At 38.2% G+C, this 15,572-nt stretch carries 11 protein-coding genes and 1 tRNA gene; 5 read left to right on the top strand and 7 right to left on the bottom strand.

The genetic code is table 11. From position 1 onward, the window contains the following. The first annotated feature begins 505 nt into the window (after positions 1-505). From BLV62_RS22095 to BLV62_RS22105, 3 genes are read left to right on the top strand one after another with little or no spacing between them, the layout of a single operon-like run. Positions 506-1,831, top strand: coding sequence for a TlpA family protein disulfide reductase (locus BLV62_RS22095; RefSeq protein ID WP_089764383.1), 1,326 nt, complete (start codon positions 506-508; stop codon positions 1,829-1,831). Positions 1,832-1,857: 26 nt separating this feature from the next. After that, positions 1,858-5,061 carry a SusC/RagA family TonB-linked outer membrane protein gene (locus tag BLV62_RS22100; protein ID WP_089764385.1) on the top strand — a complete coding sequence of 1,068 codons (3,204 nt, stop codon included), beginning with the start codon at positions 1,858-1,860 and terminating at the stop codon, positions 5,059-5,061. A gap of 10 nt (positions 5,062-5,071) precedes the next feature. After that, on the top strand, positions 5,072-6,442 hold the full coding sequence (locus BLV62_RS22105; RefSeq protein ID WP_089764387.1) for a RagB/SusD family nutrient uptake outer membrane protein: 1,371 nt from the start codon (positions 5,072-5,074) through the stop codon (positions 6,440-6,442). 10 nt (positions 6,443-6,452) lie between these two features. Here BLV62_RS22105 and BLV62_RS22110 read toward each other — a convergent pair whose 3' ends face one another. From BLV62_RS22110 to BLV62_RS22125, 4 genes are all read right to left on the bottom strand, one after another. Next, positions 6,453-6,758: a hypothetical protein gene (locus tag BLV62_RS22110; protein WP_089764389.1), complete on the bottom strand. Its 306-nt coding sequence runs from the start codon at positions 6,756-6,758 to the stop codon at positions 6,453-6,455. 108 nt (positions 6,759-6,866) lie between these two features. After that, positions 6,867-7,172, bottom strand: a complete 306-nt coding sequence (locus BLV62_RS22115) for a hypothetical protein (protein ID WP_089764391.1) — start codon at positions 7,170-7,172, stop codon at positions 6,867-6,869. 143 nt (positions 7,173-7,315) lie between these two features. Next, the gene (locus tag BLV62_RS22120) at positions 7,316-7,774 is read right to left on the bottom strand and encodes a MauE/DoxX family redox-associated membrane protein (protein ID WP_139170347.1); all 459 of its coding nucleotides are present in this window, start codon (positions 7,772-7,774) and stop codon (positions 7,316-7,318) included. Positions 7,775-8,054: 280 nt separating this feature from the next. After that, entirely contained in the window at positions 8,055-9,053 is a 999-nt protein-coding gene (locus BLV62_RS22125; protein ID WP_089764394.1) for a helix-turn-helix domain-containing protein, read from the bottom strand. Between the two features lie 1,007 nt (positions 9,054-10,060). On the opposite strand from BLV62_RS22125, the gene BLV62_RS22130 reads away from it, so the two are divergent. After that, a complete protein-coding gene (locus BLV62_RS22130) occupies positions 10,061-11,800 on the top strand; it encodes a DUF262 domain-containing protein (RefSeq protein WP_089764395.1) in 1,740 nt (579 codons plus the stop codon). Positions 11,801-11,863: 63 nt separating this feature from the next. On the opposite strand, the gene BLV62_RS22135 is transcribed toward BLV62_RS22130, so the two are convergent. Then, complete coding sequence (locus BLV62_RS22135) at positions 11,864-12,982, bottom strand: site-specific integrase (RefSeq protein WP_089764397.1); 1,119 nt, start codon at positions 12,980-12,982, stop codon at positions 11,864-11,866. A gap of 369 nt (positions 12,983-13,351) precedes the next feature. Then, positions 13,352-13,435, bottom strand: a tRNA-Leu gene (locus tag BLV62_RS22140). A gap of 114 nt (positions 13,436-13,549) precedes the next feature. Between BLV62_RS22140 and BLV62_RS22145 the strand changes: the two genes are divergently transcribed. Further along, complete coding sequence (locus tag BLV62_RS22145; protein WP_089764399.1) at positions 13,550-14,815, top strand: hemolysin family protein; 1,266 nt, start codon at positions 13,550-13,552, stop codon at positions 14,813-14,815. On the opposite strand, the gene BLV62_RS22150 is transcribed toward BLV62_RS22145, so the two are convergent. Then, on the bottom strand, positions 14,816-15,565 hold the full coding sequence (locus BLV62_RS22150) for an ABC transporter permease (protein WP_089764401.1): 750 nt from the start codon (positions 15,563-15,565) through the stop codon (positions 14,816-14,818). Positions 15,566-15,572 lie beyond the last annotated feature (7 nt).

The following is a 15,572-nucleotide window of genomic DNA, read 5'->3' on the forward strand; positions in this document are numbered from 1 at the left end:
GTCATGAAAAATGATAAGTAACTCATTTTTTGAAAACTATTTATTTATGACATCCGTATGTTTTTATAGCATTAGGAATGTCCATGTACTATTTGTCAATCGTAAAAAAAGCATCATGGAACCAATTTCTAAAACCTTCAGCTCCTTGCCTCCCTAGTATCCAGGGACCTTTTCCTCTGTTTTGACTTTGTTATGCAATTGTTATTACGCTGTTTGTTCGATTTCAAATCTTTAAATTCGAACGAAAGTACTTTGGATTAAGACATTCCTAATGCTGTTTTTGAATGTACTACACCAAATGAAATTTTTCATAATAACATTGTACTGTGGAATTTTGAGCTGTGTAGCTCTCAAAAAAACGTCACTCGTCCACAGGTAATTCACAAATACGATAGGTAAATTAGACTTGCATGGGTTTACCCATGATGCCTGTCATTTGCCACAACCAAAGTCACGGTTAAAAACAGAAATCGTAAATCCAACCTTCCGAATTCAATTTACGTTTATGAAAAATTCCGCTCGTAACATGGCATTGCCGTGCCTGATTATTTGTCTTATGCTACTTCAATCACAACGAATACTCGCCGAAAATTACCAAATACCGGTAAAAATTGGAGAAAAAATCCCCAACATTACACTGAAAAATTTCATGAATGAACCAGGAAAAGAAGTTTTATTTAGTGATCTGAAAGGGAAAGTAGTAATAATTGACTTTTTTGCTACCTGGTGCCCATCGTGTGTTGCATACTTGCCACACATGAATGATTTGAAGCAAAAGTTTGGTGATAAATTGCAGATTTTGGTAGTTACAAAGGAATCCGAAGAAACAATAATTAAATACTCTGAAAAATATGGCAATATTAAGAACAATTCTATACCAATCCTCTGTAATGATTCAGTATTATCTAAACTATTTCCACATCTATCTATTCCTCATGAGGTCTGGATTGATACAAAAGGAGTAGTTCGAGGCATATCGGATGCTAAATTTGTGACTGCTGATAACATTGAAAATTTGATAGTTAATAACCAGCTTGCAATTCCTGTCAAAAATGATTTCTTTGACTTCGATCACACTCAAACACTTTCTTATAATCTCGCAAACCCTAAAAATAGACCTCAATTTTTATATCGTTCAACCTTTACTTCTCATTATCCAGGTGTAGTGTCACTTACAGGAAGCAAGGCCGATAGTATTTCAAAGACAATATATTTCGTAAACAATACGATTCTATCATTATATAGCTCCTTCATAGAAAAAGACCTCTGGGCGGGTCGTGTTGAAATTGAAGTGAAGGATACTACTCGTTTTGTCGCTCCAGCTGAATTAGTAAAAATCAACAAAGATTGGGACGAGTCAAATACTTTTTGCTACGAACTAACAACACCTGCCAGCCTGGATCGTAAAAAAATTCAACGCTTAATGAAAGGAGATCTGGATCGAAACTTTGATCTCACGACAACTATAGTTGAAAAAATCAAAAAATGTTGGGTTGTTAAAATTTCGGATCAACGATTATTCAATAGAACTATTTTGAAAAAAGAAATTACTCTTGGAAAACCGAAAGCAATATTGATCGAAAATGCCCCTATGGATAAATTAATAAAAAGATTAAATTCTTCGGATTTTGTAAATATTAATGCTCCCATATTTATAGATCAGACAGGATACAATGGAAAAATATTTATAGAAATACCTGTTTCTCTCTTTCCAGAGAACAATTCAGAAACAAATATTGAGCCGTTGAAAAAAATTCTAGAACAGAAAGGGCTAACATTAGTAGCTGCTAAGGTTCCGTTGAAAGTTTTTGTATTCAGAGATGCTCAATAAAAATTGGAAATTAAAAAAAAGGGATCATGAAAAATTATAGGTTATTAATTTATATACATCTTCTAATACTATTTGTCCATTCTAATAATGTCAATGGTCAAAGTGTGTCGGAAAGTGGAATTGTGATTACTGGTACTGTCCTTAGTAAGGATAAGAAAGTTGCTCTTTCTGGTGCCAGTGTAAAAATAATCGGAACAAATGTTGGTACTCAAACAGATGCCGATGGTAAATTTTCAATAAAATTAAATAATAAAAGCCAATCTCTGCAGGTAACATATATTGGCTTTGAGCCGTCAGTAATCGATTTAAAAAATGCAGATCATGATGGTAATATTACTGTATGGCTTCATTCTTTTGAAAGAACACTTGAAGCCGTTACAGTCTCTACTGGTTATCAAAATCTTCCAAAGGAAAGAGTATCTGGATCATTTGAAAATGTGAATAACAAAACGATAAATCAAAGAGTTACTTCTACTGTAAAAAGCAGACTTGAAGGATTGACTACTATTGCATTTGATAAAGGTAATGCAAGGCCGCAAATGGTAATACGTGGTATTAGTTCTATTAATGGCTCAAATGCTCCGTTAATAATACTCAACGGGTTTCCTTTTGAAGGCGATTTTGATAGAATAAATCCAGATGATATCCAGGATATTACCATTCTTAAGGATGCTGCCGCTTCCAGTATATGGGGAACTAGGGCTGGAAATGGAGTTATAGTAGTAACAACTAAAAAAGCCTCTTTTAATCAACCCTTGAATGTTAGTTTGAATAGCAATGTGACATTCATACAAAAACCTGATTTATTCTATCTGGATCAGATGACTCCTTCTGAATACATTGATGTAGAAAAATTTCTTTTCTCAAAGGGGTATTACAACTCTCAAGAGAATAATAAGTACGCTCGTCCCTTTTTAACTCCTGTTGTGGAGCTTCTTATAAAGCAGCGGGATGGGTTAATTAATAATGCAGATGAATTAATTGACTCATACCGTAATCAATCAGCCAGAAAAAGTTATCAGGATTTAATTTATAAAACTGGGTTTATTCAACAACATACAGTTAATCTTAAAGGAGGTGATACCAAAGGTAATTACTTTTTATCCGCTGGTTATATAGGAATGGATGATGAATTCGGAGCTATTAATAATCGGATTACAATAAATTCAGATGCAAACTACCGTTTTAATACCAAATTCAAAATGAATTCTGGAATCTCCTATATTCAAAGGAACTTACGATCGGGAGCGCCCACCTTTCAATCAAAAAATTCAATATATCCATATTTTAGGTTAAATAATAGTGACGGTAGAGATGCCGGTATCCCTCTGTATCGGAAGCCATACTTAGATACAGCTGGAGCAGGAAAACTACTGGATTGGAATTATTATCCAAATTCGGACTATAGGCATTCAGTCACTAAGCAGAATGGTCAAAACTTAATTGCCAGAATAGGATTACAGTACGATTTATTTAAAGGCTTTAGTATCCAAGGCAATTACCAATATGAAAGGCAAGATGATCAAATCTCCGTGCTTAACGATATCTACAGTATAACGACCAGGAATCTTATTAACAAATTTACAATAGTAGACGCTCAAAGTGGTAATGTAAAGTATAACCTACCATTTGGAGCAATTGGTGATGAGTCCAATGGTTCCATGCAAACACATAATGCCAGAATACAGTTAAACTATAATCTGAATGCAAAAGACTTTGTTGTTAACGCCATTGGAGGTTTTGAAGTAAGAAGCATTTTATCGAAAAATAATTCGTTCCGAAATTATGGATACGATCCAGATGTGCTTACTATTTCTAAAGTTGATTATGTAAATCCATATCCAACATTTGTAAATGGAACAAATGAATATATCCCGTTTTTAAGTTCCCTGGGAGAAACATCAAATAGGTATGTTTCGACATATTTAAATGCGGGGGTTACATATCTTGAAAAATACATTTTGACTGCTAGTGGACGAAGGGACGCCTCAAATTTATTTGGAGTAAATACAAATGATAAGTGGCAGCCACTTTGGTCGGTTGGTGGTGCATGGATTGTTACAAACGAGAATTTTTTCAGTTGGAGCGCATTATTATCACTAAAATTAAGAGCCACCTATGGATATTCAGGAAATGTTGACTTATCTCGTTCAGCAGTAACTGCAATTCAGTATTTGCCTTTACCGAGCAGTTATACAGGCTACCTTATGGCCTATGTTAGCCAGTTTGCCAATCCAGACTTACGATGGGAAAAAAATCGAATAATCAACTTTGGTATTGACTTCAATTTGAAAAATAATATTGCTACCGGCAGTATTGAGGCTTATTTTAAAAAGGGCTCAGATTTATATGGCGCTACCCCAATCGATCAGACAGCGGGAGTTGGAGAGACTATCGTGAAAAACGTTGCAAATATGAAAGGGCACGGTGTTGAGCTTAATATCACAAGCAATATTATTAACCGAGCTGTAAAATGGAGTAATACTGTGATTTTTAGCTATAATAAATCAAAGGTAACTAACTATTATTTAAGTGCAGACATAGGTTCCAGTTATATAAATAGTGGAACCTCCATTAAGCCCCTGGTCGGTTATCCAGTATATTCTATATTTACTTACAAATATGCTGGTTTGGATGATATAGGGAATCCTCAAGGTTATATTGAGGACAAGACATCCACTAACTATACAAGTATATTGGGTACCGGTACAAAAGTAAAGGATTTGGAATATGGAGGTTCAGCTGTTCCTCAATATTTTGGATCATTCATAAATACGGTGCGATGGAGAGGATGGACAATATCTGCCAATATTGGATATAAGTTTGGGTATAGCTTTATAAAGCCTTCAATAAACTATTCTTCATTGTTTGCAGGAATAATTCAATCCTCTGATTATGCTAACAGATGGCAACAGCCTGGAGATGAAAAGCATACTGATATACCAGCTATGATCTACCCTGCAGTTTCGGCCAGGGAAACTTTCTACAACAGTTCAGCTTCCCTAGTTCGTAAAGGTGACCACATTAGATTGTCATATGTGAATCTCAGCTATGATTTCAATCAGACCTTCCTAAAATCTTTAGGGATAAACCAGTTCCGAATATATACTTCTGTTTCAAACCTGGGGATATTATGGAGAAAGAATAAGGATGGAATTGATCCAGATTTTATAGCTGGTCAAATTCCTCCAGGAAAGGCCTTTTCTGTGGGTATTCAAACTAATTTTTAAATTTTATTGTATGCGCATATCACTTTATTTGAAATATAACTATTTAACTTTTCTCCTTCTTTTATGCTTAACTACAGGATGTAAAAAATATCTTGATGAAAAGCCGAGAAAAAATCTAACAGTTCCTTCTACACTTAAAGATTTACAAGCTCTTCTTGATGAAAATAATACTATGAACATTGGTCAAGCAAATGTCAGTGATGCAGGCACTGATGATTATTATCTTACAATGGAAGATTGGAATAGTTTAGAGAACGATGGTGATCGAAATAGTTATATCTGGGGCGATGAACTATTTTATAATTCACCCAATAATCAATGGCAAATTCTTTACAAACAGGTATATACAGCAAATGTTGTCTTAGAATTTGTAGATAAAGTTCAGCCTGGGGAAGATATGGTTACTAGAAATAAAATAAAAGCCGCTGCACTTTTTTTGAGGGCAAGAGCCCATTTCACTGTGTTAATGACTTGGGCTAAAGCTTACAGTTCAAATAGTGCTTCGAACGATCCAGGAATACCTCTAAGGCTACTGTCTGATTTTAATATTCCTTCAAAGAGGTCATCAATAGAGCAATGTTATGATCAGATATTAACGGATTTGACCACATCTATTTCCATATTTCCCGTCGTGAAAGAACACGTAATGAGACCCTCAAAGGCTGCTGCCTGGGCATTAATTGCCAGAGTGTATCTTAACAAAGCTGATTATGTAAATTCACTAAAAGCAGCTGAAGAGAGCTTGAAATTAAACGATAATTTGATGGATTTTAATACAATTGATTCTTCGTCCACATATCCCATTCCGCGGTTTAATTCAGAGATACTGTTTTCCTGTTCAGGTGGTTGGCGCACACTGTATAACTTTACTGCCAAGATTGATACAGTTCTTTTTAGAATGTATGAAGATAATGATTTAAGAAAATCACTTTTTTATGCTACTAATGAAAATGGAACAAAAGCTTTCAGAGGAAGTTACGATGGTTCTTTCGATTTCTTTCTGGGTCTGGCAACGGATGAAATCTATTTAATCAAAGCTGAATGCCAGGTAAGACTTGGTAACATAGAGTCTGGATTACAAACATTAAACCAGCTGTTGGTTAAACGCTATAAATCCGGCACATATATTAATAAATCAGGTTTGGATAAAGTCGTAGCCTTACAAACTATAATTAATGAAAGACGAAAGGAACTTTTAATGCGCGATATTCGCTGGCAAGATATTAAGCGCCTTAACATTGATAATTCATTACAGCCTATAACTATTAAACGTATCATTGGAACCAATACATATGAACTAAAGCCCAATGATCCGAGATATGCACTTCCAATCCCTACAGTAGTGATTAGTTTGACTGGAATAAGCCAGAATCCAAGATGAGCAGAATATATTAATTATTTGGCCGGTATGCTACATTGTAGGCTTCTGGACGATCTGCGGGATCACCGGCATCAAGTAGTGGGACATCTATATATGTTATTGAAGGGTCTTTCTCAGCTAGGATTTTACATACTTTTCCCCCACCTATGCAATCTGGCATTACGGAAATAACGTAGCTCTCTGGATTATCGGTTGGAAGACCTGGTAGACGATACCACCACATTGGTACACGGTATTTATTTGCGATTGCTGTTTTGGATGCAATGCCAAAGGCTATGAGTAAAGCAACAGCGATTATTAATCTTAAGAGTTTCATGTATTGATATTTTAAATGTGAAACTTTTGATTATTTCATTTTATCTGCTACTCTCCTTTCTTTAAGAAGAATGGCCGCTTCAATTATGAATGCGGCCATTTCACAATTTTAGTTAGTTGGCCTGAAAGAAGCGCTATAAGCAGTTGGGTTACTAGCTGGGTCGCCTGCAGACAGTAAAGGAACATCCTGAGTGGTTACTGAAGGGTCCTTTTCTGCCAATATTTTGCAGATTCTGCTACCACCGAGGCATGATTCAGAACCAGCAAGCTGATAGCTAAATTGGTCGTTAGTAGGCGCATCTGCAATACGATACCAGGTTTGAGCCACGCGGGCTTTGGATGCGTTTGCATTACTAACGGCGAAACCGGATACTGCAACTACAGCTGCGATTGCGGCTAAACGTAATTGTTTCATGTTTATATATTTTAAATGTTAAAGAAAAGAAAAACCGTGTACATTAATCTGTAATTCGTTTAATTACATTGTATTGTAATATATGAGTCGATAGTTCTGTCCACCTTTAAACCGTGGAATAATTGATTAATAGGTTTGTCTATTTATGAATGAGCTATAAATTTGTCCTTACTAATCTGTTCTCTTTTACTGTAATAGAACTCATTACTTACTCCCCAAAAAGATAGAATCAGAAAAACAATATTTATCCCCAAATGCTGCCACCAACTTAATTCTGCCATTATAGCTCCACAACTGCATGGAAGATGTGGCACAAATACCATGAGTACGCCTATATAAATTGTGAAAGCTGAAAAAAGGATAAATGACGTAATAAAACCCCATTTTCTGATCGGCAGCCAGAGAAGCATCAAACATATTATCATCTCTGTTAGGGGAACTGCCCAGGCAAAAAAATATGCGTTGTTTGAAACCAATGACCATGGTGATTCACTCATTTGTAATCTAGTTATGGGGAAATTCATGAGCTTATCACGTCCTGTTGATATTAACAATGCAATAATACATAATGAAACAAAGGTTGTTACCCATTTCTTACGCATAGATCTTAGGATTTTACAAAGCCTTTCCTGCTGCATTAGTAATGCAATCAGGTAGGCTTGTTGTCAATTATAAAAAAGCAAAATTCTGCTAGTGCTGTTGGCGTTGTCGTCGTGTCCTTCCAATCTTAAATAACTACTTCAGATAATCGATGTGGCTAACTGATCCCGGTTTTGGTTATTTTCTTTGTACTTCTAATTTCCAAACTTATTTCTAATTTAATGTTGTCCATTTGCAGATATATGTCTTGTTATTTTGCATAAATTTTCACATTATTACCTTCTAACTCTTTGTAGCATTGGATTCCCATTTATTCCTATACTCGCCTGGGGCGAGTTTATACCTTGCCTTAAATGATTTTGAGAATGCAGGAGAATCGGAATAACCAAGTGTGTCTGCTATGTTGCCAATCGATTTTTTTGTTTCAACGAGAAGCTTTACTGCCAACTCCATTTTTTGTTCGTTGATGAAGTCATGTATTGTAGTTCCAGTATGTTTTTTAAACTCCCTCTGAAGCGTGGTAATATGAATTTTATTTAGGTCTGCAATTGTTGATATAGGGGGAAGAGAAAGAATATTGCCTTTGATATAATTTGAAATTTCTTGTATTAGTGCATAACGCCTTTCTTGTGTACTTTTTTGATTACTATTTTTGAACTGGACCCCCTGTAGGTATTGTAGCACTATATCACTGATTCGATTCTGTACGTAAATTCTATGTCCAGGAAGTTGTGGATTGGCATCCCTGATTTTTGTGATAGACTCAACAATATGGATATTAATATTGCTAAAATCAAGTTGTATTCCGGTATCAGATTCCTGTCTTAGCGCTTCATAAAGCGGCTCTAAATTCGGATAGTCCTTTACAAAGTAGTGAACATATGCTTCTTCCAACTCAAAATTGATGGTTTCATAATATCCTTTTTTGAAAAATGCGACATGCTTTATCGCTGGAAGATAGTAAAGAGCATATTTGTTCTCAATTAATGGAACTCGCCCTACCCCCTGAAGAATACAGGTGAGATTGCCTCTTAGCATACAATTTAAAGAAACTGTAGGTTTGGGCGCATATGGGTATAATCTTATTTCCCGATCAATAAAAAACTGTTGTTGGCAAATCGTATAGTATTCAGTTTTCAACTGCTGCCATAGAATTGAACCAAACGGTCCTTCAGTATATTCAGGTATGGCGCCTGGAAGCTCATATTTTTTGTATTTTTGAGGCAAATAGTTTTGAACTGACGCCATAGTACTCATCTTTGGGGATAATTCAAATTTCATAATTGCTTTAATTTTGGTGCTTTTAGCATCCTCTTACAGGATACTCTTATCCTGTTAAAGGAGCAATCATGGTTTTTATTTTTTTTTATCAATCAGAAACAAGGTCTTTAAGCCTAATTCTATTGAAATTGTATCTGGCTAACGATGTTAATTACCCTCCTGGAGCTTGGAGATAATTGGTTATTTTTCATAATGGATGTTTTAAGATTGACCAATTACAAAATAGGTTACAAAACAATAACAAGTTTTTGTGCTGGGTCAGGTATATTTTATGAACTACAAAAGTAATTTACAATATAATTCTGTTAAAATAAACACTGCATTGTGCTCGCAGTATAAGTTTCATTTATTTTGGTTAAATAATATTTGCTTTTTGAAGTAATAACTTTGGGCAGGTAGATCGCGACTATTGGACCTTTTGCGCATTTTATAAAAAGGTTTACCTATCTTGTTTTGTCGTATTTATACAGAAACATGATGTGCCCGATACACTTTAAATGTAATCTATTGTATTGCGCTTCTTTGTTACATTTTCAAAGGTATAGCAGAATAAAGGTGCAATTAATATAAGAGTCATTCTTGCAATTTGTATATTGTTATCTTGATCAGTTAAAATCATTCAATATTATCAAGTTGCGGGTCCTAATACCCCCATCACGACTACCGATTGCGTGTAACCGCATGGGGGTGCAGGATCTTCCACGACTTACTCGATCTGCACTTCAAACTTACGGAGCTCTATCACCTTTACCGCAGCCGGACGACCTATCTGGAACAAGTGCGCAATGGCTTTATCAAAGACGATTACGGACGGTTCGGTGATCTCTTATAATATTATACCGTCAACACCGATTTTCCCTAAAAACGTCCGGCAAAGAAAGCCGGGCGCAAGGTGAGCGGAATAATATATCAAGAAATTCGGGAACAGTTTTGCCATTTATGGAGTAGAAATGATAGATTTAGTTAAATTAGCATTATTCTAAACCAATTACTTATCCCATAAACTCATGAGCTACATTCCCAAAACCATCAGCGAAGTTGTAACTGAATACCTTAACAACAACACATTCCTGCCGGCTATACAAAGAGAATACGTTTGGAACACACCAGCTATTGAAAAATTGTTTGATTCCATAATGGGCGACTATCCAATCAGCACCTTCCTGTTTTGGAAAATAAGAGAAGAAAATAAAAACCAATGGACAGCCTATGAGTTTATTAGAGATTTCGATGGAGAAAAACCTCATAATAAAGAGGCGAACCTCGCTGGTGTTAACCAAGACATCATTTTGGTGTTGGATGGTCAACAGCGCTTAACTTCACTTTTTATTGGTTTGAAAGGATCATACAGGTTCTTTTATTACAAATGGCATAAGACCAGGTTGTATTTCAATCTTCTTACGCCCGAAGTTGAACCTGAAAATCCCGAAGAACTTACGTATGATTTTAAATTTCGCACAGACAAATTACCCGATCCAAGAAATCCAAAACCTCAATACTGGTATTTAGTAGGTGATATTCTTAATCATGTCGATGCTGAAGATGCCAAGAAAAGTATTAAGGGCGACCTGGCTAATTTCACCGAGGAGCAAAGGGATACTGCAAACACGCATATTGGTCGCTTACATTCCCGCATTCATACCCTACGTCTATTGAACTACTATGAAGAAAAGTCGCAGAGTTATAATAAAGTTGTAGAAGCATTCATTCGCGCCAACACAGGCGGAGTGAAATTAGGATATAGCGACATTCTGTTATCGACCGCTACGGCGAAATGGAACACACTAAACGCAAGGGAAGAAATACATGAATTTACTGATGATATTAATAAGATCGGGAACGGCTATTCTTTTGAAAAGGACTTTGTACTGAAAGGTTGTCTTTATTTGACGGACAATCTTCCGATTCAATATAAGGTAGAGAATTTTACTCGTACAAATCTGGAAAAAATTGAAAACAATTGGGAGGTAACAAAAAGTTCTATTGAAAAAGCCATAAAACTTGTTTCAAAATTTGGCTTCAACGATAAGAATCTTGTTTCTAAAGGTGCTTTACTACCCATTGCGCTATATATTCAGCTTCTTAACAAGCGAAACTTTGTTGAATCCACGGCTAGTGCAGATGTACTAAATCAACTATCAATTCAGCGGTGGCTTACTGTGGCTTTGTTGAAAAATGCTTTTGGTGGATCATCAGATAGGACTTTAAAATTAGTGCAAGACGTTATAAAAGGTCAGCAGGGATTAACAAAGTTTCCTTTTGATGAAATAAATAAACGATTGAATATCGATGCTTCATTTAACGAAATAGAGATTGAGCAATTACTTAGTGTTAGTTACAGTACAAAGTACAGCTATCTACTATTATCGTTACTATATCCAAACCGCGATTGGAAGGATAACAAGTATCATGAAGATCACATATACCCGAAGTCTGAGTTTACTACTGCTAAACTTAAACAACGTGGGTATGATGAAGCCACTATCAAAGAGTATCAACGGCACTATAACACACTCGCCAATCTACAACTGCTAACAGATAAGGAAAATATCGAGAAAAAAGCCGCGGACTTTGATAAATGGATCGCCAGCCGCGACGAGAACTTTAAGATTCGACACACGATTCCAGACCTAAGTTCTTACAATTTTGATAGTTTTTTGGAATTTATCAATCATCGAAGCGGGCTTATAAAAGGGATGTTGAAACAAATCGTTATGGAAATGGATACGGTGGAAGAAGTGGCTTGACAATCGCCGTTAAGACAAATGACTTTGATAAGAGTAACGCCCGGTTGTTAACCGGGCGTCCTGTTATATATTTAAAAAATATGGGAGTAACTCCGGCGTAGGTAGTTGTGCAATAGTGCCCTGCTGATCTTTTGGCCGATGCCGTTTGTAGGTTTTCTGTACCTGCACGGTTGTGGCATGCCCAAGTAGGTAGGCAATGGTCACATCATCTACTAACCTGTCCTGCAAGAGTATGGAGAAACTTAATCTTGCACATGACCAGGTGATATGTTTGTTGATAGCGGTAGCGCTTACCCATTGAAGGAGTAATTTGTTAGCGCCATCAGCACTCGGTAAACTAAATACCAACTGCGCATTTATATCCGTGCCTTCCGCAAAAGTGGCTTCCAAAATTCGCTTGCGTTTCTCCAAAATCATCCTGGCAATAGGATGGAGTGTTAAAGTTACCGGCAACCCTGTTTTTGCTTGTATGATCCGGGTAGTAAGAACAGCACCTTTAATTTGCTGCCAGCAAAGCTGGCTTACATCCACCCAGCGCAAACCGGTGTAACAGCAGAAAATAAAGGCTTCCTGTATCTCCCTGTTATGAAATGGTGTATTAAGCAATTCCAGATATTCTTCAACTTCCAGGAAGTCCTTTAATTTACTGCTGGGATTAGATTTTGCGCTCACTTTTTCTGTAGGATTTTGCCGATAATAACCGTCAGCAGTAGCCGCAGCCAGTACCCACTTAAACCGCGTATAATAATCCGATGGCGTTTCACCAGTATATTTATCCAACAGGTAGCGGCGAAACGACTTACAAAGATTCTCGTTTACTTCTATAGGTGCTACATAATCTTTGCCCATAAATTTTTTAAACTGTGTCAGGCTACACTGCAAATGCCGGTTGCCTTTGCGCTTATGTGCCTTTACATATTCCTCGTAGTAATCGAGAAAATTTGCCTTGAATTTATGCGGCGGGATAAAGCCGGTACCTACGGCCTGGCTTTCGATGATTAACTGGCTTTTCTTTAATTCAATGAGCGAAAGGGCTTGTTTGTTATGGTTTTTTTCGGTCTGATCTTTTGGTTTGGTATAAACGAAAATGCCCGTTGAAGGTCGTTGACCCTTGCCTCTGCCAAAATCATAATAGAAAACGATCTTATCGCCTTTCTTTGTCTTCCTCTCTAAGAAATTCATATTGCACACATTTTAAAGGTGATGCAATTCCGGCACAATGATGATGCCGTGCCGGCTTTCAAATCAGCGCTGGTAGCGCAATCGGAAGTGATAGGGAGAAAGGCTGCGTAAGATTTATTTTCGTACACAACTGCCGGTCTGTCAGAAATTTTTGGTGTGTCACAAACGCGGAAAAAGTGTCTTATTTGGGTGTCATAAAAAGCACAAACGTGCCGGTCTTGTTCTCCCACCCGCACACGAATTTGGTGTGTCATTTTGTGTGTCAATTTTGTGTCAACGATAGTGGGAGAAAGCGGAGGAAATGCGGGGAAAACGGAATTGACTGAAAATAAAAAAGGTTGTAAATCAATGACTTACAACCTTTTGACGTGCCCAGAACTGGATTCGAACCAGCACACCCTTGCAGGCGCTGCGACCTGAACACAGTGCGTCTACCAATTTCGCCATCTGGGCATTCAGGACCGCAAAGATAAGCAGCCTTTCCTTTTTTCCAAATTTAATACTGGAAATATTTTTGCTGTAACCCCTCATAAAACAATACCAATCACCCGTTGTTTTAATTGAATTATGATCTCTGTTATTATTATACTCGTTCTGATCGCCCTGAATTTCTACTTCTCCATCGCAGAAATAGGCCTGATCTCCGTAGATAAAAACGCTTTGCAGCTAAAGGCTGATGGCGGCGACAGCAAAGCGGCTGAAGTACTTAACCTCGTCAAAGATCCCGACGAATTCCTCAGCGCCGTGCAGGTAGGCATTACCCTGGTGGGCATACTGGAAGGACTATACGGGGGCGACCTGATGGCTGCCTGGCTGGAACCCGTATTCGTACGCTGGGGGCTACACGAATACATAGCTCACCTGATCGCGCTGGTTATAGGCGTTGGCACCATCACCTACCTGACCATCGTATTTGGGGAACTGATCCCTAAAACAATGGCGCTGGTAAATCCGAACAAGGTGTCTTACCTGATCACTCCTACTATGATCATCTTCTCCAAGATCACCTACCCTTTCATCAAGCTGTTAACCGCCAGCACAAAGTTCATACTGGGATTGTTCTCTATTAATGCCATACAGGAAGAGAAACTAACGGAAAACGACCTACGCAGCATGCTCACTACCGCGTATAAACAGGGATTGATCGATAAAGGAGAATTCACCCTGCATAAAAACCTCTTTGCCAGCTACGACCTGACAGCAGAAAACATTATGACGCCAGGCAGCATTATTACGTTTGTTACAGAACAAATGAGCCGGGAAGAAATTATTGAAGTGATAAAACATAGCATACACCGGACCTTCCCCGTAGTGAATGAAAACAGGGAGGTGATCGGCTGCCTGGGAGTTAAAGAATTCTTCCTCTATCCCGACAAGACCATCAGGGAAATGCTGTCCCCTATCTCTTACCTGTCAACCAACCAGGGGGTGTATAATATATTCCAGACATTAAGGAAAGAAGGCAGCAACATGGCGGCGGTGATCAATGAATACGGCCAGTGTGAAGGCATTATCACTTATCATGATATCGTATCCGGCCTGCTGGGAACTTTGCCGGGCTTTAATGCCAATGAAAGGTTCCTGGTAAAACAGGGCGACGGTACCTGGCTCACGTACGGGTATACCCGTTTAAGTTACCTGAGAGAAAACTTTGCCTTCGAATGGCTGCGCGAATATGAGCTGGAAGATGTGACAGTGGCGGGACTATTGATCGACAGACTAAAACACATTCCACAGGCCGGGGAGAAAGTGACACTAAACCAGCTTTCTTTTGAAGTAAAAAAGATGGATCACCACCGGATCGACGAAGTGATCATCCGGGTTACCGGCTGATCACTTATTATCCCATTTAAAGTATTTCACGCCTACTATGATAAAAACCAGGGAATACGCTACAGAAGCGAAAAAGGCATAGGTAGTTTCCATATTCCAGGTAGCCGGCGCCAACCCTGCTGCCAATACTTTCCTAACAGTTCCGTAAGGCGACCAGGTAGCAAGCAATTCAACCTCTTTGCCTAAAACGCCAAATTCGCCGAACATGCCTATCATGATAAACGCAAAGTATACCAGGCGGGTAGTGGAGTTCACAGACTCTGGGTTACGGATCAACCCGACAATAGCCTGGCCAAGTCCCAGGTATACGCCGCTCCCGATCACCGCCATCAATAGCCCAACGAGATAGCCGGAGGCGGAGATCTCGATATGATCAAAGAAATAGCCTACAACAAATATCAGTACCGTCATCAATACGATCATCGCTATCTGTACAACCAGGCGGCTGGTCATGATCGTCCAGCCGGCAACCGGGCCAACCCTCAGGCGCTGGAATATGCCCCTGTCGCGGTCCCGGGCTACGGAGTTGGAGTACCCCATCAACCCGATACTTGTTAACCCGATAGTGATGCAGGAAGAAAGTACGAACACCCCGCCCAGTTTAGGAACCAGTCCTTTCCAGGAAACAAGGATCAGCAAAGGAACCAGCAACACCATCCTGAAAGAACGGCGATTACGCCATAAAGTAGTAAAATCGGCTTGCAGCAGGGCAGATAATATAGCGGAGTTTTTAGGAATATTTGTTTCCATTTCAGGC

Source organism: Chitinophaga terrae (ex Kim and Jung 2007), assembly GCF_900107795.1.
In the GTDB taxonomy this organism is placed as follows: Bacteria; Bacteroidota; Bacteroidia; order Chitinophagales; family Chitinophagaceae; genus Chitinophaga; species Chitinophaga terrae.